Source organism: Nocardia sp. NPDC059228 (assembly GCF_042754245.1).
GTDB lineage: Bacteria > Actinomycetota > Actinomycetes > Mycobacteriales > Mycobacteriaceae > Nocardia.
The window spans coordinates 1-19097 of sequence record NZ_JBHZAL010000023.1 but is presented as its reverse complement, the minus strand read 5'-3'; the positions used below and the strand labels follow the sequence as shown (position 1 = coordinate 19097).

18 protein-coding genes and 1 tRNA gene are annotated in these 19097 nt (G+C 68.4%); 10 read left to right on the top strand and 9 right to left on the bottom strand.

The window, feature by feature from the left end; all coding sequences use genetic code 11:
* The first annotated feature begins 50 nt into the window (after positions 1 to 50).
* From ACFXKA_RS28980 to ACFXKA_RS28970, 3 genes are all read left to right on the top strand, one after another.
* Positions 51 to 761: an acetoacetate decarboxylase family protein gene (locus ACFXKA_RS28980; protein ID WP_379429707.1), complete on the top strand. Its 711-nt coding sequence runs from the start codon at positions 51 to 53 to the stop codon at positions 759 to 761.
* Positions 758 to 1528: an SDR family NAD(P)-dependent oxidoreductase gene (locus ACFXKA_RS28975; protein WP_379429706.1), complete on the top strand. Its 771-nt coding sequence runs from the start codon at positions 758 to 760 to the stop codon at positions 1526 to 1528. Before ACFXKA_RS28980 ends, ACFXKA_RS28975 begins: the two co-directional genes overlap by 4 nt.
* Before the next feature lie 209 nt (positions 1529 to 1737).
* Positions 1738 to 3519 (top strand): ABC transporter ATP-binding protein, encoded by a 1782-nt coding sequence (locus ACFXKA_RS28970; protein WP_379429705.1) that lies wholly within the window; start codon positions 1738 to 1740, stop codon positions 3517 to 3519.
* A gap of 64 nt (positions 3520 to 3583) precedes the next feature.
* Here the strand turns inward: ACFXKA_RS28970 and ACFXKA_RS28965 are convergent, their stop codons facing one another.
* Positions 3584 to 4405, bottom strand: coding sequence for a crotonase/enoyl-CoA hydratase family protein (locus ACFXKA_RS28965; protein ID WP_379429704.1), 822 nt, complete (start codon positions 4403 to 4405; stop codon positions 3584 to 3586).
* 137 nt (positions 4406 to 4542) lie between these two features.
* On the opposite strand from ACFXKA_RS28965, the gene ACFXKA_RS28960 reads away from it, so the two are divergent.
* Positions 4543 to 6132 (top strand): succinic semialdehyde dehydrogenase, encoded by a 1590-nt coding sequence (locus tag ACFXKA_RS28960; protein WP_379429703.1) that lies wholly within the window; start codon positions 4543 to 4545, stop codon positions 6130 to 6132.
* A gap of 58 nt (positions 6133 to 6190) precedes the next feature.
* Here the strand turns inward: ACFXKA_RS28960 and ACFXKA_RS28955 are convergent, their stop codons facing one another.
* Positions 6191 to 6811: a YbhB/YbcL family Raf kinase inhibitor-like protein gene (locus tag ACFXKA_RS28955; protein WP_379429702.1), complete on the bottom strand. Its 621-nt coding sequence runs from the start codon at positions 6809 to 6811 to the stop codon at positions 6191 to 6193.
* A 164-nt stretch (positions 6812 to 6975) separates the two neighbouring features.
* On the opposite strand from ACFXKA_RS28955, the gene ACFXKA_RS28950 reads away from it, so the two are divergent.
* Complete coding sequence (locus tag ACFXKA_RS28950) at positions 6976 to 7836, top strand: helix-turn-helix transcriptional regulator (protein WP_354839031.1); 861 nt, start codon at positions 6976 to 6978, stop codon at positions 7834 to 7836.
* A 119-nt stretch (positions 7837 to 7955) separates the two neighbouring features.
* Here ACFXKA_RS28950 and ACFXKA_RS28945 read toward each other — a convergent pair.
* The 4 genes from ACFXKA_RS28945 to ACFXKA_RS28930 form a co-directional block, all read right to left on the bottom strand.
* Positions 7956 to 8029: transfer RNA gene (locus tag ACFXKA_RS28945), tRNA-Pro, on the bottom strand.
* Positions 8030 to 8094: 65 nt separating this feature from the next.
* Positions 8095 to 9165, bottom strand: a complete 1071-nt coding sequence (locus ACFXKA_RS28940; RefSeq protein ID WP_379429701.1) for a hypothetical protein — start codon at positions 9163 to 9165, stop codon at positions 8095 to 8097.
* 30 nt (positions 9166 to 9195) lie between these two features.
* The gene (locus tag ACFXKA_RS28935; RefSeq protein ID WP_379429700.1) at positions 9196 to 10299 is read right to left on the bottom strand and encodes a hypothetical protein; all 1104 of its coding nucleotides are present in this window, start codon (positions 10297 to 10299) and stop codon (positions 9196 to 9198) included.
* A gap of 52 nt (positions 10300 to 10351) precedes the next feature.
* Positions 10352 to 11317 (bottom strand): metallophosphoesterase, encoded by a 966-nt coding sequence (locus tag ACFXKA_RS28930; protein WP_354839040.1) that lies wholly within the window; start codon positions 11315 to 11317, stop codon positions 10352 to 10354.
* 83 nt (positions 11318 to 11400) lie between these two features.
* Here ACFXKA_RS28930 and ACFXKA_RS28925 point away from each other — a divergent pair, with 83 nt between their 5' ends.
* Entirely contained in the window at positions 11401 to 11865 is a 465-nt protein-coding gene (locus ACFXKA_RS28925; RefSeq protein WP_379429699.1) for a GatB/YqeY domain-containing protein, read from the top strand.
* A gap of 90 nt (positions 11866 to 11955) precedes the next feature.
* Here ACFXKA_RS28925 and ACFXKA_RS28920 read toward each other — a convergent pair whose 3' ends face one another.
* Positions 11956 to 14319: a penicillin-binding protein gene (locus tag ACFXKA_RS28920; RefSeq protein WP_379429698.1), complete on the bottom strand. Its 2364-nt coding sequence runs from the start codon at positions 14317 to 14319 to the stop codon at positions 11956 to 11958.
* 300 nt (positions 14320 to 14619) lie between these two features.
* Here ACFXKA_RS28920 and ACFXKA_RS28915 point away from each other — a divergent pair, with 300 nt between their 5' ends.
* Positions 14620 to 14943, top strand: coding sequence for a WhiB family transcriptional regulator (locus ACFXKA_RS28915; protein WP_033089817.1), 324 nt, complete (start codon positions 14620 to 14622; stop codon positions 14941 to 14943).
* 124 nt (positions 14944 to 15067) lie between these two features.
* On the opposite strand, the gene ACFXKA_RS28910 is transcribed toward ACFXKA_RS28915, so the two are convergent.
* Positions 15068 to 16246, bottom strand: a complete 1179-nt coding sequence (locus ACFXKA_RS28910) for an ArsA family ATPase (protein WP_379429697.1) — start codon at positions 16244 to 16246, stop codon at positions 15068 to 15070.
* A 2-nt stretch (positions 16247 to 16248) separates the two neighbouring features.
* Positions 16249 to 17268 (bottom strand): ArsA-related P-loop ATPase, encoded by a 1020-nt coding sequence (locus ACFXKA_RS28905; protein WP_364621551.1) that lies wholly within the window; start codon positions 17266 to 17268, stop codon positions 16249 to 16251.
* A gap of 169 nt (positions 17269 to 17437) precedes the next feature.
* Here ACFXKA_RS28905 and ACFXKA_RS28900 point away from each other — a divergent pair, with 169 nt between their 5' ends.
* The 3 genes from ACFXKA_RS28900 to ACFXKA_RS28890 all read left to right on the top strand — a co-directional run bounded on the left by ACFXKA_RS28900 (position 17438) and on the right by ACFXKA_RS28890 (position 18945).
* On the top strand, positions 17438 to 17602 hold the full coding sequence (locus ACFXKA_RS28900) for a DUF4177 domain-containing protein (RefSeq protein WP_085996654.1): 165 nt from the start codon (positions 17438 to 17440) through the stop codon (positions 17600 to 17602).
* A complete protein-coding gene (locus ACFXKA_RS28895) occupies positions 17602 to 18057 on the top strand; it encodes a RidA family protein (protein WP_379429696.1) in 456 nt (151 codons plus the stop codon). The genes ACFXKA_RS28900 and ACFXKA_RS28895 overlap by 1 nt, the downstream gene beginning before the upstream one ends.
* Positions 18058 to 18138: 81 nt before the next feature.
* Positions 18139 to 18945, top strand: a complete 807-nt coding sequence (locus tag ACFXKA_RS28890) for an MBL fold metallo-hydrolase (RefSeq protein WP_379429695.1) — start codon at positions 18139 to 18141, stop codon at positions 18943 to 18945.
* Positions 18946 to 19097 lie beyond the last annotated feature (152 nt).

The following is a 19097-nucleotide window of genomic DNA, read 5'->3' as shown; positions in this document are numbered from 1 at the left end:
ACTCGTTGAAACAACCGGCGTCCGTCACTGAAACCTGTTCTAATTCTGGCATGGAGGCGCATACCGTACTCGGCGAACAGGTCCGCATGCCGGTGCAGATCCGGCACGCCGACGCCTGCTCGGCGCTGTTCCTCGTCGACGCGGCCGCGGCCCGCGACCTGCTCACCGGCACCGGGCTGGAGCCGATCACGACGCTGCCCGGAAGGGCCGTGCTCTCCCTGGCCTTCGTCCGCTACCTCGACGGGGACCTCGGGCCGTACCACGAATTCGCCTTCTCGCTCATGGCCAGACAGCCGGGACGTAAGAACAGCACCGGGGCGTACATCCACTGGCTGCCGGTCAACCAGAGCTTCACCTGTGAAGCGGGGCAATCCATCTGGGGCTTCCCGAAGCTCATGGCCGATATCGACATCACGCCGGACGGGCGCGGGCACCGCTGCGAGGTCCGCGTCGACGGGCAGTTCGTGCTCGCGCTGCGGGTCGCCGACGGCTTCCGCATGCCCGGTGGCGCGGGCGGGGCATCCATCGACGCCTACACCGCTCGCAACGGAATCCTGCGGCGCACACCGTGGGTCATGAATCCGGCCCAGGTCCGGGGACGGCCGGGCGGTGCGCGGATCGAACTCGGAGACCATCCGGTCTCCCAGCAATTGCGCGCGCTGGGGCTCCCGGCGCGCGCACTGTTCTCCAGCCGGATCGGCGCACTCCGCATGACCTTCGAGGACGCCGCGACGGTATTGCAGACCCGGGAGGTCCGATGAGCCGGACGGCACTCGTCACCGGAGCGGCCAGCGGCATGGGACGCATCGTCGCGCAGCGACTCGCCGCCGCGGGCTGGCAGGTGGCCGCGGTCGACCTGAACGCCGACGGCCTGGCCACCATGGCCGCGCGCTCGCCCAACACCCACACCTACGCGTGTGACGTGTCGGATTCCGCGCAGGTCCGCGCCGTCGTCGACAAGGTGCGCGCGGAACTGGGCACCATCGACCGCCTGGTGCACGCGGCCGGCATGGCGCACGTGCACGCCTCCGTACTGGACCACGACGTGGCCCAGATCCGGAAGATGATGGACATCAACTACATCGGCACCGTCAACCTCTGCCAGGCCGTCATCCCCGCCATGAAGCAGGCCGGCGCCGGCACCGTGGTGCTGTTCGCTTCGCTCGCGGGCTGGCTGCCCTCACCCGGCATGGCCGGGTACACGGCCTCCAAGCACGCGGTGGTCGGCTTCGCCGACAGCCTCTCCTACGAACTGCACCACACCGGCGTGCGGCTGCTCGTGCTCTGCCCGCCCATGGTGGAGACCCCGTTCCTGGACGCGGTCCGCAAGGAGAACGCCAGCGTGCTCGGCAACGCCGGCGGCGCCACGCCCGAGAGCATTGTCGACGCGCTGGAAAAGGCACTGGCCAAACCGAAGTCGCCGCTGTTCGTCTTCCCCGGACAGGCGCGACCGGCGTATCTCATGCGGAGGCTGCTGCCCGGCCTGGCGCGGGCCATCGTCCGGCGCACGGTGCACCCCACCGAGTAATCCCCCCGAACGTGGATGCCGGCACGTGCTCCGATCGGCATCCGCTCCCAGCGCTGGGCAGCCGGCCCTGAGGCTGCCCAGCGCTGAAATCCGTTCGGCCGGAGCCGGAAGCCAGCTACCGTGCAGCAATAATTCGGTGGCGCACTCTCTCCCCACCAGGCACTCTGGGCTGTCTGCACTGCTCGAAGCACCTGTTCGAGAGGGGATGGATGAGTTCGCGCACATCCGCTATCAGGCTGGTTCTGCGCTACTACGGCCGGGAAATGGCCCGGCGCAAGGCAATCACGATTCCGGCCATGCTGGGGCCCGCCCTCGGCAATATCTGCCAGCTCTACATCGCGCCGCTGCTGGTCGCGGTGGTCGTGGGCAAGGTGGCCGCCACCGGTGACTCCTCGTTCGGCACACTCGCGCCGTACGTGATCGGGTTCGGCACGCTGCTGTTCATCGCGGAAGTCTTCTGGCGGTTGGGGATCCACTGTCTCAACCGTCTCGACGCCTATGGCATCGAGAGTCTCTACAACACCGCCATGGACGAACTGCTGGCCAAGGATTCGGCGTTCTTCCACAACAACTTCGCGGGCTCGCTGACCAAGCGCGCCCTGAGCTTCGCGACCCGGTTCGAGGAGTTCGCCGATACCTTCGCCTTCGAGATCGTCGCCGCCCTGGTGCCGCTGAGCTTCGCCTCGGTGGTGCTGTGGCGCTACGACCCGATGCTGGTCATCGTGCTGCTCGGCCTGATCACGGTGAGCGGCGTCGTGGTCGCCCCGCTGATCCGGCGGCGCCAGCACCTGGTCGACGATCGCGAGGCCGCCATCGCGCGGGTATCGGGCCACGTCTCCGACACCCTGTCGAACATGCAGGCGGTGCGGGCCTTCGCGGCCGAACCGCAGGAGATCGACGAGCATCGGCGGCGGGTGGCGGTACAGCGGCGAAAGTCGTTGCGGTCCTGGGACTACAACAACCTCTACATCGACACCGCGGTCACGCCGCTGATGGTGATCGTGAACGTCTCCGGATTGCTGATCGCGCTGGGCATCGGCGGTGGGCACGCCTCGGTCGAGGTGATCATGGTGGCCTTCACCTACTACTGGAACGCCACCGGCATCATGTTCCGGTTCAACCAGATCTACCGGCGACTGGAGAGCTCCACCACCGAGGCCGCGCAGTTCACCGAACTGCTGCTGGAATCGCCGACGGTGCTCGACACGAGCGAGCCGGAACCGCTGTGCCCCAAGGGCTCCGGCATCCGGTTCGAGCGGGTGGACTTCGCCCACGCGGGCGCGCCGCCCCTGTTCCGCGGGCTGGATCTGGAAGTGGCCAGTGGCGCGCGCATCGGCCTGGTCGGCCGGTCGGGCGGCGGCAAGAGCACGCTCACCCAGCTGCTGCTGCGCATGATGGACGTCGACGGCGGTGTCATCCGCATCGGCGGACAGGATATTTCGCGCCTGCGGCAGCGTGATCTGCGCAGCCTGCTGTCCTACGTGCCGCAGGACCCGGCCATGTTCCACCGGTCGCTGAGCGACAACATTCGCTTCGCCCGGCCCGGGGCCACCGACGACGAGGTGCGGCGCGCCGCCAAGGCCGCGCACGTCACCGAATTCGCCGACGGGCTGCCCGAGGGGATGGAGACGCTCATCGGCGAGCGCGGCGTGAAACTCTCCGGCGGGCAACGCCAGCGGGTCGCGCTCGCCCGGGCCATCCTGCGCGACGCCCCGATCCTGCTGCTGGACGAGGCCACCAGCGCCCTCGACTCCGAGAGCGAAATCCTTGTGCAGCAAGCGCTCTGGGAGTTGATGGAAGGGCGTACGGCGCTGGTGGTCGCGCACCGGCTGAGCACGGTGGCCGGGATGGACCGGCTGATCGTGCTCGATCGCGGGCGGATCGTCGAACAGGGCAGCCACGAGGAGCTGCTGCGCGGCGAGGGTACGTACGCGCAGCTGTGGCGGCACCAGTCCGGCGGCTTCCTCGGCGAGGAGCTGGCCGCTCGCTGACGGTGAGGTGGCGATGTGAGAGGTCCGTCGCCACCTCAGCTCCGGGGGATAGTCCCCGGAATTCCTAGTTGCCCTGGAAATTCGGCTTGCGCTTCTCGGCGAAGGCGCGCGGGCCCTCCTTCGCGTCGTTGCTGCGGAAGACCGGCAAGCCGACCTTGGCGTCGATCTTGAACGCCTCTTCCTCGTGCATGCCCTCGGTGTCGCGGATGACCTTCAGGATCGCCTGCACGGCCAGCGGGCCGTTGTTGTTGATCAGCTCGGCGATTTCGAGGGCCTTGTCCAGCGCGGTCCCGTCCGGCACCACGTGGCCGATGAGGCCGAAGTTCAGCGCCTCGGCCGCGGTGATGTGGCGACCGGTCAGCAGCAGTTCCGCCGCAACGGTGTAGGGGATCTGGCGCGGCAGCCGCACCGCCGAGCCGCCCATCGGGAACAGGCTCCACTTCGCCTCGGAGACACCGAATTTGGCGCTCTCACCGGCGATGCGGATATCGGTGCCCTGCAGGATCTCGGTGCCGCCCGCGATGGCCGCGCCCTCCACCGCCGCGATCAGCGGCTTGGTCAGGCGACGGCCCTTGAGCAGACCCGGCATGCGGGACGGGTCGAACGCGCTGCCCTCCTTCATGCCGTCGTCCGGGCTGCGCTTGTTCATGGCCTTCAGGTCCGCGCCCGCGCAGAACGCGCCGCCGGCACCGGTGAGGATGCAGGAGCGGATCTCCGGATCGTTGTCGACGGTGTCCCACGCCTCGGTCATGATCGCCAGCATCTCGCCGGTGAGGGCGTTCTTGGACTTGGGGCGGTTCATGGTGACGATCAGGGTCGCGCCGCGCTTCTCGACCAGAGCGTGCGGTTCGGTGTTGCTAGGTGTTTCAGCAGTCGCTGTGGTCATCGCCGACCCTTCTTTCCACATGGGCGAACCAAGATTCCGGCACGAAACTACCCCGCGCCGTTGTCCTGAACAATAACGTGTTCTAGTTTGGATCATGGTGACCGCCGTCACGGGCGGCAAGTAGTGGAGAGAGTCCCATGAGCACAACGAGCAAGGCGAAGCTTCCGCCGCGCGTCACGGAATCCCTCATCAACCGGCTGACCGCGATGGTGACGGCGGGCCAGGCCGGCGAGGCCCGCGAGCCCTTCGAGATGGTCGAGGTCTACACCGGCGACGTCGTCGGCTACCTGCCGCAGTCCTCGCCCGAGGACGTCGAGGCCGCCGTCGAGATCTCCCGCGCCGCCCAGAAGGAATGGGCCGCCCGGCCGCTCAAGGACCGCCTCGCCGTATTCGAGCGTGCGCACGAGCTGATTCTCTCCGAGATCGAGACCATCGCGGACCTGATCCAGATCGGCTGCGGCAAGGCGCGGCGGATGGCCATCGAGGAGGCGTGCGATACGCCGATGGTCATCGCCCACTACCTGAAGACCGCCGAGAAGACCCTCAAGCCCAAGAAGCGCAGCGGCCCGATGCCGGTCATCACCTCCTCCACCGAGGAGCACCGGCCCAAGGGCGTGGTCGCGGTCATCGCGCCCTGGAACTTCCCGTTCGCCATCTCCATGTCCGACTCCACCCCGGCGCTCATGGCCGGCAACGGCGTGATCATGAAGCCGGACAACAAGACCGCGCTGTGCACCCTGTACGGCATCGAACTGCTGCAGAAGGCGGGCCTGCCGCGCGGGCTCATCCAGGTGGTCTGCGGCGGCGGCCCCGACGTCGGGCCCACCCTCATCGACAATGTCGAGTTCGTCATGTTCACCGGCTCCACCGCCACCGGCCGCACCATCGGTGAGCAGGCCGGACGCAACCTCATCGGCTGCAGCCTGGAACTCGGCGGCAAGAACCCGATGATCGTGCTCGACGACGTCAACCTCGACGAGGCCATCCCCTCGGCCGTGTTCGCCGTCTTCGGCAACACCGGTCAGGCGTGCATGCACATCGAGCGCATCTACGTCCACGAGCGCATCTACGACGAGTACCTGCGCCGCTTCGTGGCCGCCGCCGAGGACCTCGCCGGCAAGATGGGCGCCAGCTACGACTTCGATCCCGAGATGGGCTCGCTGGTCTCGGTGGACCACATGAAGCGCGTCGCCTCCCACGTCGACGAGGCCCGGGAGAAGGGCGCGACCGTCGTCACCGGCGGCAACCCCCGCCCCGACATCGGCCCCGCCTTCTTCGAGCCGACCGTCCTCACCGGCGTCACCAAGGACATGGCCCACGCCACCATGGAGACCTTCGGCCCCGTGGTCAGCATCTACAAGTACAGCACCGAGGACGAGGCCGTCGCGCTCGCGAACGACACCGCGTACGGCCTCAACGCCAGCATCTGGACCGGAAACATCGACCGCGCAACGAAACTCGCCGAGCGCGTCGAAGCCGGCGCCATCAATATCAACGACGGCTTCGTCACCAGCTACGCGGCCAAGGGGACCCCGTCGGGCGGCGTGAAGCAGTCCGGCGTCGGCACCCGTCACGGCGCGGCCGGCATTCTCAAGTACACCGACACCATCAATGTCGGCGTGCAGAAGAAGCAGATCATGGCCGCCCGCGCCAACATGCCCTACGAGAAGCAGCTCAAGTCCACCCTGGTCACGCTGCGCCTCATGCGGCGCCTGCACCTGGGCTGAAAGCCGTTCCACCGCACCGGGTCCCGGCCGGGTGGCCGGGACCCGGCGTGCGTTCGGGTCAGGGTCGCTGCGCGGTCAGCGACAGCCGGGCCACTCCGATGATGTGCGAACCCATCGAGAAGGACGCGACCGCCGGGGTGGTCGCCGCGGGCAGGTCCAGCGTCGGGGTGTCCAGGGCCAGCACGGAGATCTGGTAGGTGTGCGGCCGGTCGCCGGCGGGCGGGCACGGACCCAGGTAGCCGGGGACACCGGCGTCGTTGGCGCCCGCCACACCCGCGGCGCCCGCGGTGAAATCGGTTGCGGCGGCGGGGATGTCCCAGTTCATCCAATGCCAGAAGCCCGCGCCGGTCGGCGCGTCCGGGTCGAACATGGTGACCGCGAAGCTCTTCGCTCCGGCCGGAGCGCCGGACCAGTGCAGGCGCGGAGCGTGATTGGCGGCCGTGCAACCGAAGGCGCCCGCGTAGAAGTCGGCCGGGAAGGCACGGTCGGCCGTGGCGTCGCCGGTGGTGACGGTGAACGGGGCGGCCGACGCCGGGACCACGGCCCGAACCTGAACGGACGGAGCCGGATTCGGGCGCGGGGCCGGGGCGGACGGATCCCGGTCGCTGCCGCAGGCGGCGGCGGACAGCAGGGCCGCCACGGCGAAGGTCGCGGAAACGATGCGTGCGGTGCGATTCATGGCGGTTCTCCTCGTTGCTCGACTGACGAGAAGAGACTCTCGGAATCCGGTATCGCCAGGGAGATCGTCCGCACCCTGGTATCCCGCGTGCCACCCGGCCGCACCCTAGGCTGAGGGCCGGGAGCCGGGGCGGTGCCGGTGCTCCGGCGAGAAGGAGTGCGAGCGTGGACACTACGACATCGGGAAGGGAGCTGGGCGCCTTCCTGCGGGCCATGCGGGAACGGCTGGCCCCCGAACAGGCGGGGCTGCCGAACGTCGGGCAGCGGCGCACTCCGGGCCTGCGACGGCAGGAGGTGGCGCAGCTCGCGGCGGTCAGCGTCGACTGGTACATCCGCCTCGAACAGGGCCGCGTCGGCACCCCCGGCGCCGCCATCCTCGACGCCCTCGCCGACGCCCTGCGGCTCACCGACGCCGAGCGCGCGCACCTGCACCTCATCGCCCGCGGCGCCCAGCCGCCCACCCGCCGCCGACCGGCCGACCCGCCGGAGTCACTGCGCGCCATCCTCGACGGCCTGCCCGCGCTCCCGGCCTACCTGTCCGACTTCCGCCTCGACGTGCTCGCCCGCAACACCGCCGCGTCGGCCCTGTTCGGCCCAGGCTTCGAACCCGGCATCAATGTCGCCCGCCTGACCCTGCTCGACCCCGCCACCCGCGCCACCCAGCTGGACTGGGACAGGGTGGCCCGCGAGACCGTCGGCAACCTGCGCCGCAACCTGGCCCGCCACCCCGACGACCCGCGCCTGCGCGAGGTGATCGGCGAATTGCGCACGGACAGCCCCGAATTCGCCACCTGGTGGGACGACCATGCGGTGCAGGACCGCAGCCACGGCACCAAACGCATCCGGCATCCCGACGCGGGCGACCTGACGGTCTGCTACGACAACCTCACCAGCCCCGACGGGGCCGACCACAGCATCACGGTCCTCACGCCGGTGGACGCGACATCCGCCGCCGCCCTGCGCACCATCCTCACCGACCACGCGGACCGCCTGGGCGGCACCCGCCTTCGTCCGGTCGCGGGCTGACGACTGAAAACCAACCCCGAAATCACACTGGGTCCCCGAAACGCACGCCGGTCCCTGAAAAACACAAAACCCCCGGCTCTCGAAAGAGCCGGGGGCCGAGTTGTGTCTCAACCACACAGTCGGGGTGACAGGATTTGAACCTGCGACCTCTTCGTCCCGAACGAAGCGCGCTACCAAGCTGCGCCACACCCCGTGAAGCGAACCTGCAGTAGCTTAGCGCACCCGTCGTCCAGACGTTAAATCGGCTGGTCAGGTGCTCTAAAGCAGGCGAAAAGTGGCGAACAGCTTACGCGCGAAATCGGCCGTGACCGAGCGATCCACGCCCGTGTCGGCGAGGATCACCAGCACCAGCGAACCCTTGCCGGCGCCCACGCTGAGGGCGAAGGTGTAGACCGAATAGCCGGTGGCGCATCCCGCGGGAGCGGTGAAGGCGCCGCTGGTCTCCAGGAAGGTGCCGTGCAACTGGCCGTCGCTGGTGTCGAGGGGTTGCGCGGCGCCCGCGGTGAGCGAGGTCTTGGTGGTGTAGCCGATGCGGGCGGCGTGCGCACCCACATCGGTGGCAGCCGCCGTCGCGTCGGAGATATCCGAGGTGGACAGGAACATGGTGGTCCGCACATTGCCCGGGCAGTAGTCCGAACCCTCCTCCGCGAAGCCCGCCGCGGGCATGCTGTCGGTGCCGTTCCCGTAGGTGGTAGCGGTCAGATCGGTCTTCCAGTCGCTGGGGATGTCCCACGCGGCCTTCAGGTCCTTGGGCACGTCGACCTGATAGCCGGGAATCTGGGGAGTCAAGGTGGACGGCGGGGTCGTGGTGGTGCGCGGCGTGGTGGCGGGCGCACTGGTGATCGGGGTGGGCTTCGCGGCGGTCGGGGCAGGGCCTTTGCCGGAATCGTGCATCACGATCACGATCGCCACGACGGCCGCGATCGCCACCACGAGCGCGCCCACGCCCGCCAGCAGCCACACCCGCCCGCGATTGCCGCCCGGCGGGGGCCCGAAGCCGCCCGGTTGCCCGGCGGCGAAGGGCGACGCGCCCGTGCTGTACGAATTCGCGCTCGGCGGAACGGGATTCGGCCCGGACCGATAGGGCGAGGACTGGTAGGGATTAGGCCCCGACTGGTACGGGCTCGGGCCCGGCCACGGTCCAGGACCCGAGGCCGGACCGGGCCCCGGGATCGGATTGGACCCGGAGGCTTGGGAATTCGGGCTCGGATGGGGAGATGGGTTCGGTGGGCTGGGCTTGGGCCGTTCGTGCACCGGCCCCTGCCACCAGTCCCCGCCGGACGTCGTCTTCTCCGGATCGATGTCCTGGCCGTCGGTTTCACCGCTCATCGTCGGACCCCCTGTGACGAGTCGTGCCGCCTACTGGATCGGTCGGATACTGGCGAGAATCTTCTTCGCCGAGGTCGCGTCCACGGACTGGTCCACCCCGGTGTCCGCGGCGATAGTGAACACGAAAGCGCCGCTGTCGCCGGGGAAGGCGAAGGTGTAGACCGAATACGTCGAGGCACAGCCCGCCGCCGGAGCCGGGGCAGCGCCCTTGGTCTCCATGTAGATGCCCTGCAGCTGCCCGTCCGAGGACTGGAAGGACTCCGCCGCGCCGGGCGTCGCACCCGTCGACGTGGACCAGCCGATGCGGCCCATCCGGGTGCCGATGTCGGCCGCCGCCCGCGTCGGATCCGTCTCGTCGGACTGGGTCAGAAAGATGTTGGTGCGCACGTACTTCGGGCAGTACTCGATGCCGTCCTGCGCCAGCCCGGCCACCGGAATGCTGTCCGCGCCGCTGCCGAAGGTGCTCTGCCCGGTGCCGTCCACCTTCCAGCTCTGCGGAATGTCGTATGCCGCACCGTTGTCCGGGATCGTGACCACCTGGTACCCGGGGATCACCGCGGCGGGCGTGCTGGTCGCCTTCGGAGCGGTGGTCCTGGCGGTCGTCGGCCGGCCCGACTGGCTGGGCTTGGCCGCGGTCGAGGTGAGCGCGCTGATCAGCGACGGCGTGGTGTTCGACTTCGCCGAGGCGTCGTTCGAGTTCCGGTGCACCAGCGCCACGACCACCACCGCGGCGATGATCGCCAGCACCAGCACGCCGACACCGGCGAACAGCCATACCCGGCGGTTGCCGCCACCGGGCGGTGGGGGATAGGGCGGCTGCTGGCCATAGCCGGGCTGCCGGCCGTAGCCCGGCGGCGCGCCGAACGCTTGGGTCGGCGGGTACTGGGCCGGGTACTGGGCGGGACCGGGCGGATAGGGCTGGCCGTACGGACCGCCGGTGAGCGGGGTCGTCGGCTGCGGCTGCCCGTAGCCGGGCTGCTGCCAGCCCGGATCGGGTTGCGGCGCACCATAACCCGGCTGCGGCGACGGTTGCGGCTGCTGCCAGGTCTGATCCTGTCCGGGCACACCCTGCCACCAGTCCGGATCGGGTTCCGGACGGCCGGGCTCGTTGCTGTGGTCGTTTCCACTGGTCACGGTTGCCCCCTGACTGACGACTACATACCGCGCTGTATATCGCGGCGTGCGCTCACCGCGCGACAGCCTCCGACGACGCGGTGCGGCCCCGCCCCGACTCGGCGACCGGCTTCTTCGGCGGCGCGCCGACCAGCGTCAGCAGCGTCGCCTCGGGGCGGCAGCAGAACCGGTACGGAGCCCAGGGCGAAGTCCCCAGACCCGCCGACACGTGCAGCCGGGTGTGCGCACCCCAGCGCGAGGCGCCCTTCACCCGGGCGCGGTCGATCCCGCAGTTGGTCACCAAGGCGCCGAAGCCCGGCAGGCACAGCTGCCCACCGTGGGTGTGGCCCGCCATCACCAGGTCGTAGCCGTCGGCCGCGAATCGGTCCAGCACCCGCGGCTCCGGCGAGTGGGTGAGTCCGATGCTCAAGTCCGCCAGCGGATTCGGCGCACCCGTCACGGTGTCGTAACGGTCCCGCTGCAGATGTGGATCGTCCACGCCCGCGGTCGAGATCCGCACCCCGGCGACCTCGATATCGCGGCGCACATGCGTCAGATCCAGCCAGCCCCGCTCGGTGAACGCGGCCCGCAGATCCTGCCAGGGCAGCGGATCGCCGTAGACCCGCTTGTGGTCCTTGTTGAAGTACTTGAGCGGGTTCTTCGGCACCGGCGCGAAGTAATCGTTCGAGCCGAACACGAAGATGCCGGGACGCGCGAGCAATCCGCCCAGCGACTGCACCACGGCGGGCACCGACTTCTGGTGCGAGAGGTTGTCCCCGGTGTTCACCACCAGATCCGGCTCCAGCCGGTCCAGCTCCCGCAGCCAGGCCTGCTTCAGCTGCTGCCCGGGCATCATGTGCAGGTCGCTGATGTGCAGCACCCGTAGGGAGGGCTTGCCCGGTTCCAGCACCGGTAGCGTCGCCTCACGCAGCGTGAAGGCATTGCGCTCGATGAGCGTCGCGTATCCGATTCCGGCGACCGCGGCCCCGGCGGCTCCGAGTGCGGCACGGCTGAGGACGGAGGTCGAGAAGACGGGCATTTGCCCAGAATAGGCGACCCGGCGGAGAAACATCGAGTCAAATGAGCTGGACCACGATAGAAGTCCCTCGTACCGTGTCGCTCATGTCGGAACTCAAATCCAAGCTGCGGTCGGACATGACCACCGCGATGAAGAGCAAGGACACGCTGCGGCTGGCCACCCTGCGGATGCTGCTGTCCGCCGTTCAGAACGCGGAAGTCGCCGGACCCGAGGCCCGTGAGCTTTCCGACGCGGAGATCATCGCCGTCCTGCAGAAGGAGGCGAAGAAGCGCAATGAGGCCGCCGTCGTCTACGAGCAGGCCGGGCGTGGCGAACTCGCCGCCAACGAGCGCGCCGAGGAATCGATCATCGACGAGTACCTGCCCACCCCGCTCACCGATGCCGAGGTGGGCGACATCGCCGACACCGCCATCGCCGACGTCGCCGAGCAGCTGGGGGAGCGGCCGGGGATGAAGCAGATGGGTCAGGTCATGAAGGCCGCGACGGCGCTCGCCGCGGGGCGCGCGGACGGGTCGCGGATCTCCGCCGCGGTGAAGGCGCGACTCTGACACTGTCTTATTAATACGAAAGGCCCGGAGTGAGTGAATCACTCCGGGCCTTTCCTTTGCCTACTGCGCGATTGCCTACTGCGCGATTGCCTACCGCGGGATCGGGATGGGAATCGGGATCGGCGGCAGCTGCGGGAGCGGGATGCTCGGCAAGCCCGGCACCGTGGGCGGCGCGTTCGGCGCGGGAGCCGGGATCTGACTGCCGTCGCTCACGTAGAGCGTGATCACCGAGCCCGGGATGGCCGACCCGTTCGGCGAGACGTTCATGACCGTCCCCTTGTTCGCGCCCGGCTGCGTCGTCACCGACACCTGGAAGCCCGCCCCGACCAGGGTGGAAGTGGCCTCCGCCTGGGACATGCCGATCACATCCGGGATCTGCGAATTGTTCGATCCGCGAACGTACTTGTCGTCCAGCGGCGGCAGCGCCGCCGGCGGGAATCGGTCGAGCACGTTCTTCATCGCGCCCAGATAGGTCTTAGCGGGTTCATTACCGCCGTACAGGTTTCCGTTGCCGCAGCTGCGCAGCGGGAACGAGCAGATCTCACCCGGCGTCGGGCTGTCGCCGTAGATGTAGCTGGCCCCGGCGAAGGAGTTGGTGAAGGCCAGGAAGGCCGAGGACCGGTGGGTCTCGGTGGTGCCCGTCTTGGCCGAGGTCGGGACGTTCCAGCCCACCGAGTGCGCCGAACCGGCACCGGTACCGCTCACCACGTCCTGGCCCAGGGCGTTGGCGAGGGTGTTGGCCAGGCCCGGATCCACCACCTGCTCACACGCCTGCTGGGTCAGCGGCACCTGCTTGCCGTTGCGGTCCACCACCTCCTTGATCGGGGTGGGCGGGCACCACTTGCCGCTCGAGGCCAGCGTGGCGGCCACATTCGACAGTTCGAGGGGGTTGATCGCCACCGGGCCCAGGGTGAACGAGCCCAGGTTCTGGTCCTTGATCATGTCGGCCAGGCTCTGGTTGCCGTGGCCGGAGGTGCCGGGCTGGGTGTAGGAACGCATGCCCAGGCGCACCGCCATATCGACGGTCGGCTGCACCCCGACGGCCTGGATCAGCTTGACGAAGGCCGTGTTCGGCGAGGTCGCCAGCGCCTGCGTCACCGACATCGAGCCCGCGTAGTTGCCCGCGTTCTTCACGCAGTAGGTCTCCGGCGGGCAGCCCGGCGTCCCGGAATTACCCATGCCCTTGGCCGAGAAGAACGCCGGGACATCCAGCGTGGCATTGATGCCCAGGCCCTTCTCCATGGCCGCGGCCGTGGTGAAGATCTTGAAGATCGAGCCCGCGCCGTCGCCGACCATCGAGTACGGCTGCGGCTGCACGGTCTGATGCGCGTTGGCGTCCAGGCCGTAGACGCGGCTCGAGCCCATGGCCAGCACCGGATGCGAATCCTGGCCGGGCGCCACGATATTCATGACCTCGGCGATGTCGTCCAGATTCGGGTTGGTGTTGGCGGCCAGCGAGTCGCGCACCTGGTCCTGGACCGCCGGGTCCAGCGTGGTGTGGATCAGGTAGCCGCCCTTCTCGAGCTGATCGCGGCTGATGCCGGCGTTGTTCAGGTACTGCATCGCGTAGTCGCAGAAGAAGCCGCGGTCATTGGCCGCGATGCAGCCGCGCGGCAGGCCCTTGGGCTCGGGCAGCACGCCGAGGGGCAATTCCTTGGCCTTGCGATACTCGTCGGCGCGATTGGGCACGTTCTGGATCAGTGTGTCCAGCACGGTGTTCCGGCGCTCCAGCACGCCCGTGGGGTTGGTGTACGGGTTCAGCTTGGAGCTGGACTGCACCATGCCGGCGAGCATGGCCGACTGCGCGACGTTCAGATCCTTGGCGTCCACGCCGAAGTAGGTCTGCGCGGCGTCCTGGATGCCGTAGGAGCCGTTGCCGAACGGCACCAGGTTGAGATACCGGGTGAGGATCTCGTCCTTGGTGAGCCGCTTGTCCAGGGTCAGCGCCATCCGGATCTCGCGGATCTTGCGGGCGGGGGTGGTCTCCGTGGCGGCCCGGCGTTCGGCGTCGGTCTTGGCCACGACGAGCAGCAGGTAGTTCTTCACATACTGCTGGTCGATGGTGGAGCCACCCTGTGAGACCTGGCCGCCCGACGTGTTGGTCAGGAAGGCGCGGAAGGTGCCCTGCCAGTCCACACCGTGGTGGTCCGCGAAGCGCTTGTCCTCCACCGAGACCAGGGACAGCTTCATGTCATTGGAGATCTTCTCGCTGGGGACCTCGAAGCGGCGCTGCTCGTACAGCCAGGCGAACGGTGTTCCATTCGCATCCACCATGGTCGAGACGGCGGGCACATTGCCCTCGACGAGTTCGGCGGAGACATTGTCGACGGCGTCCGCTGCTCGGTTGGAGATGAACCCGAAGCCACCGGCGAGCGGGAACAGCAGACCGGCGAGCAACACGGCGGCCAAGACGCACGCGCCTGCCAGTCTCCAGAGCGTTCGTGTGATCGGCACGGGCCCTAGCCTAATTGGCCTCGCGGACACTCGGTGTTCGCCCGGCGGGGTGTTCATTCGTCCTAAAAGAGACGGACTGCCCGGTTCAGTGCAACGAATGCGTGGACGGACGTACCAGAAAATCTCGGGACGGTCTTGCGCAGGCCGCACACCTTTACCTAGATTGAGAACCCAGTGTGATAGAGCTAACACTCAAAGTGGAATGTGGTGCAGAACGCAGTGGGGTTGGGTAACTGCGCGCTGCACTCGCGATTCTGGAGCGCCGTGACCCGGTGTTCGGACTGCAAAGGGGCACACCAAATGCACATGACTACCCCGATCGCTCGATTGGACGTGGAGCAGGCCGAAGCGAGAATCGCCTGGGTTTCCCAGGCCCGATGCAAGGAAGTGGATCCCGACCAGCTGTTCGTGCGTGGCGCAGCGCAGCGCAAAGCGGCGACCATCTGCCGGCACTGCCCGGTACTGATGGAGTGCGGGGCGGATGCCCTGGACAACCGTGTCGAGTTCGGAGTGTGGGGCGGCATGACCGAGCGGCAGCGCCGCGCGCTGCTCAAGCAGCATCCGGAGGTGACGAGTTGGGCGGACTTCTTCCGCGTCCAGCGATCACAGAAGGTAGCGATGTAACCGAGTATCCCTTACCCAGATCCCCCCTATAAGCAGAACGGATCGAGCCCGCGAAAGCGGGCTCGATCCGTGTCCGGGGTCGGATCGGGCATTTCAAACCAAAGGGCCGAACTGCCTGACGCGGTCAGGCGGACTTCACGGCCGCCTCGACCAGCTGATCACCCACCGCACGCAGTGCTTCCAGGTCGGCGACCTCGAACGGCAGCGCGGTGACGGCGACGATCGGGACGCTCGGGTGCGCGCCCGTGAAGCGGTGCAGCAGATGCTGTTCCCGCTTGGCGGTGGCGGCCCGGTGGGCGTGGATGCGCAGTACCGCGGCGGCCAGGGCCTCCGGGGTATCCGCCTCGGGTTCCGGCGTCGCGCCGTTGGTCGCGGTCTCCGGCGCGAGCCGATCCGCGGCGACCTGCGCCTCCTCCGCGGACAGGCCGCTCAGCACCGGGTGGGTCCGGTTCAGTACCAGGCCGGCCAGCGGCATCCGGTCGGTCGAGAGCCGATCGACGAAGAAGCTCGCCTCGCGCAACGCGTCCGGCTCGGCCGCGGCCACCACCAGGAAGTGGGTGCCCGGCCGCGACAGCATGGCGTAGGTGCGGTCCGCGCGATCCTGGAAGCCGCCGAACATGGACTCCAGTGACTGCAAGAAGACACTGGCGTCTTTGAGCAATTGACCGCCGACGATGGTCGAGACGCCGCGCAGTGCCAGGCTCATGGCGCCCGCCACGAACCGCCCGACCCCGCGGCCCGGGGCCATGATGACCCGGATCATCTTGCCGTTGAGGAAGTTGCCCAGCCGCTTCGGCGCGTCCAGGAAGTCCAGGGCATTACGGGAGGGCGGGGTGTCGACCACGATCAGGTCCCACTCGCGCTTGGACGCCAGCTGCCCGAGCTTCTCCATCGCCATGTACTCCTGGGTGCCACCGAAGGAGGACGCGACGGTCTGGTAGATCGGGTTGGCGAAGATCTGCTCGGCCTTGTCCGGGCTGGTGTGCTCGAGCACCATGTCGTCGAAGGTGCGGCGCATGTTCAGCATCATGGCGAACAGCTCGCCCTTGGCGTCGGGCCCGAGTTCGACCTTCTGCGGGGCGTTTCCGAGATCGCTCACGCCGAGCGACTGGGCCAGCCGGCGCGCCGGATCGATGGTGAGCACCACGACCTTGCGGCCCGACTCGGCGGCGCGCAGCGCGATGGCCGCGGCCGTGGTGGTCTTGCCGACGCCGCCGGAGCCGCAGCACACCACGATGCGGGCCGACGGATCCGCGAGGATCTTCGAAATGTCCAGGGGCACAGTGCCTGCCGGAACGACCATGACTAACGAACCCCCTGCGCGCTCAAGACTTCGGCCAGCTCGTAGAGCCCGCCCAGATCCATGCCGTCGGTCAGCGACGGCAGGTACAGCCGCGAGATGTCGAGCTGGGCCAGTTCGGCGGCGCTCTCGTCCTGGGCGGCCAGCCGCGCGGAATGCTCCACGGTCTCGGCGACCAAGCCCTCGAAATCGGTCTCGGACAGGCTGATCCCGGCCTCGGTCAGTCCGGCTCGCAGGGCGTCGATGTCGACCGTGCCCTGCGCGGCCTGTTCGCGCACCGAGCGCGGCAGGTAGCCCTCGCTCGCCCGATTCACGATGACCGTCCCGATATTCAGGTCGTTGGCGGTGAGTTCGGCGACGGCGTCGGCGGTTTCCTGCACCGGCAACGCCTCCAGCAGCGTGACCAGGTGGATCATGGTCTGCTCGGAGTGCAGCAGCTTGGACACGCCCTCGGCCTGCGCGGCGATGGGACCGCCGCCGGCGATCTCGGCCATGGCCTGGGTGACGTCGAGGAAGCTGGCGATGCGGCCGGTCGGGGGCGCGTCGATGACGATCTCGTCGTAGGCGGGCTTGCCGGACTTGTCGGCGCGCACCGCGCATTCCTTGATCTTGCCGGTGAGGATCACGTCGCGCAGACCCGGCGCGATGGTGGTGACGAACTCGATGGCGCCCACCCGGCGCATGGCGCGACCGGCGAAGCCCAGGTTGTAGAACATGTCGAGGTACTCGAGGAAGGCGTGCTCGACATCGAGGGCCAGCGCCATCACCTCGCCGCCGCCGTCCGCGGTGGCGATGCGAGTCTCGGTGGGCGGCAAGGGCGGGAGATCGAACAACTGGGCAATGGACTGTCTGCCCTCGACCTCGACCAGCAGCACCCGGCGTCCCCCGGCGGCCAGCGCGAGTGCCAGTGCCCCGGCGACGGTCGACTTCCCGGTGCCCCCCTTCCCGGAAACGTAGTGCAGGCGGGCCTTGTCCGCCCGCTCCGGCCAACCTGCTTCGACCCCCGGCTCAACCGAAACGGGCACTGCTATCGGTACTCCCACGCTCGCGAGCCTATAACTCGTCCCGAATTCCTGCCCACAGGACTCGGCAACTGTCTGATACACCACTCTGGAAACTCGTATTTCCTGATCCCGCAGCGTAGTCGGCGGGCCTGGGGAACTGGGGGAAGCCGGCCGGGGCTAGTCTCAGCGCATGAGTGATGTGACCGTGTGGGAGTACGCGACGGTGCCCCTGTTGACCCATGCCACCAAGGCCATTCTCGACCAGTGGGGTTCCGACGGCTGGGAACTCGTCACGGTGCTGCCCGGACCGACCGGTGAACAGCACGTCGCCTACCTGAAGCGGGCGAAGAGCTGATGTCCTGGGCCGAGAACCTGAAGGAGCTCGGGCTCGAACTGCCGTCGGCTCCGAAGCCGGTCGCGGCGTACGTGCCCGGCGTCCGGTCCGGCAACTACGTCTACACCTCCGGGCAGTTGCCGTTCGTGAACGGCGAGCTGCCGCTGACCGGCAAGCTCGGCGCCGAGGTCACCGTCGAGCAGGGCGCGGAGATGGCCAAGCTGGCCGCTCTCAACGCCCTTGCGGTCGTGCACGATCTGGTCGGCCTCGACAATGTCGTGCGCATCGTCAAGGTCGTCGGTTTCGTGGCCTCCGCGTCCGGCTTCAACAGCCAGCCGCTGGTCATCAACGGCGCGTCCGAGCTGCTCGGCGCGGTGCTCGGCGAGGCCGGGGTGCACGCCCGTTCCGCGGTCGGCGTCAACGAGCTGCCCCTGAACAGCCCGGTCGAGGTGGAACTCATCGCCGAGGTGCGTTGACCCCGAAATGCTTGGGGCACAGTCGGAAGCGTGATGCGTTCAACTCTGGACGCATCACGCTCGGTGCATTAGGACGAAACAATGACGCTCACTCACCCCGCGTACGAGCAACTGCGGCAAGTGACTCCGTCCGCCGCCGTCGTGCTGGCCGACAATCCCAGCGGAATGACATTGCAGGGCACCAACACCTGGCTGCTGCGCGCTCCCGGCGCCACGGAATACGTTGTGGTGGACCCGGGTCCGAAGGATCGCGCGCACACCGAGGCGCTGGTTCGCGAGACCGGTGGGAACATCGCCCTTACCCTCATCACCCACAAGCACCACGACCACACCGGCGGCATCGACCATCTGGTCAAGGCCACCGGAACCGCGGTGCGCGCCAAGGATTCCGAGTTCCTGCGCGGCGTGGGCACCCACCTGACCGACGGTGAGGTCATCGAGGTCGCCGGGTTGCGCATCACGGTGCTCGCCACCGCGGGGCACACCGAGGACTCGCTCAGCTTCCTGCTCGACGGCCCGGACGGCGAGCAGGCGCTGCTCACCGGTGACACCGTCCTCGGAAGTGGTACGACCGTCCTGGAATCCTGGGACGGCGCGCTGGCGGCCTATCTGGACTCGCTGAACCGGCTCGTGGCGGTCGCCCCCGGCCGCACCCTGCTCCCGGCCCACGGTCCCGACCACGCCGACGCCGAACCGGTGATCCGCTACTACATCGCCCACCGCGAGGAGCGCCTGAACCAGGTCCGCGCCGCCCTGGAGAAGCTCGGCCCCAAGGCCAAAGCGCTGCAGATCGTCGCCGAGGTCTACGCCGATGTGGACAAGCGTCTCTGGCCGGCCGCCCACAGCTCGGTCGAAGCGCAGCTGGCGTACCTGCGTTCACAGGAATAGGGGTTTCAGGGCGAAGCCCCGGAGGAATCCAAAGTTTGGTCCTTTACGCGTCGAGGCGCGGGGCCCCCCCCGCGGGGGGGGGGGCCGCCCCCGGCGATGTTAACGCGCCGATATAAAATTGGCCGCGCACAGCTCCCCGCGGGGCCCTCTAT

Coding starts and splice junctions, on each gene's coding strand:
- ACFXKA_RS28930 (WP_354839040.1), bottom strand. CDS start 11,317: ATGCCCGTCTTCTCGACCTCCGTCCTCAGCCGTGCCGCACTCGGAGCC.
- ACFXKA_RS28970 (WP_379429705.1), top strand. CDS start 1,738: ATGAGTTCGCGCACATCCGCTATCAGGCTGGTTCTGCGCTACTACGGC.
- ACFXKA_RS28940 (WP_379429701.1), bottom strand. CDS start 9,165: ATGAGCGGTGAAACCGACGGCCAGGACATCGATCCGGAGAAGACGACG.
- ACFXKA_RS28955 (WP_379429702.1), bottom strand. CDS start 6,811: ATGAATCGCACCGCACGCATCGTTTCCGCGACCTTCGCCGTGGCGGCC.
- ACFXKA_RS28915 (WP_033089817.1), top strand. CDS start 14,620: ATGCACATGACTACCCCGATCGCTCGATTGGACGTGGAGCAGGCCGAA.
- ACFXKA_RS28980 (WP_379429707.1), top strand. CDS start 51: ATGGAGGCGCATACCGTACTCGGCGAACAGGTCCGCATGCCGGTGCAG.
- ACFXKA_RS28895 (WP_379429696.1), top strand. CDS start 17,602: ATGTCCTGGGCCGAGAACCTGAAGGAGCTCGGGCTCGAACTGCCGTCG.
- ACFXKA_RS28965 (WP_379429704.1), bottom strand. CDS start 4,405: ATGACCACAGCGACTGCTGAAACACCTAGCAACACCGAACCGCACGCT.
- ACFXKA_RS28960 (WP_379429703.1), top strand. CDS start 4,543: ATGAGCACAACGAGCAAGGCGAAGCTTCCGCCGCGCGTCACGGAATCC.
- ACFXKA_RS28975 (WP_379429706.1), top strand. CDS start 758: ATGAGCCGGACGGCACTCGTCACCGGAGCGGCCAGCGGCATGGGACGC.
- ACFXKA_RS28890 (WP_379429695.1), top strand. CDS start 18,139: ATGACGCTCACTCACCCCGCGTACGAGCAACTGCGGCAAGTGACTCCG.
- ACFXKA_RS28925 (WP_379429699.1), top strand. CDS start 11,401: ATGTCGGAACTCAAATCCAAGCTGCGGTCGGACATGACCACCGCGATG.
- ACFXKA_RS28910 (WP_379429697.1), bottom strand. CDS start 16,246: ATGGTCGTTCCGGCAGGCACTGTGCCCCTGGACATTTCGAAGATCCTC.
- ACFXKA_RS28900 (WP_085996654.1), top strand. CDS start 17,438: ATGAGTGATGTGACCGTGTGGGAGTACGCGACGGTGCCCCTGTTGACC.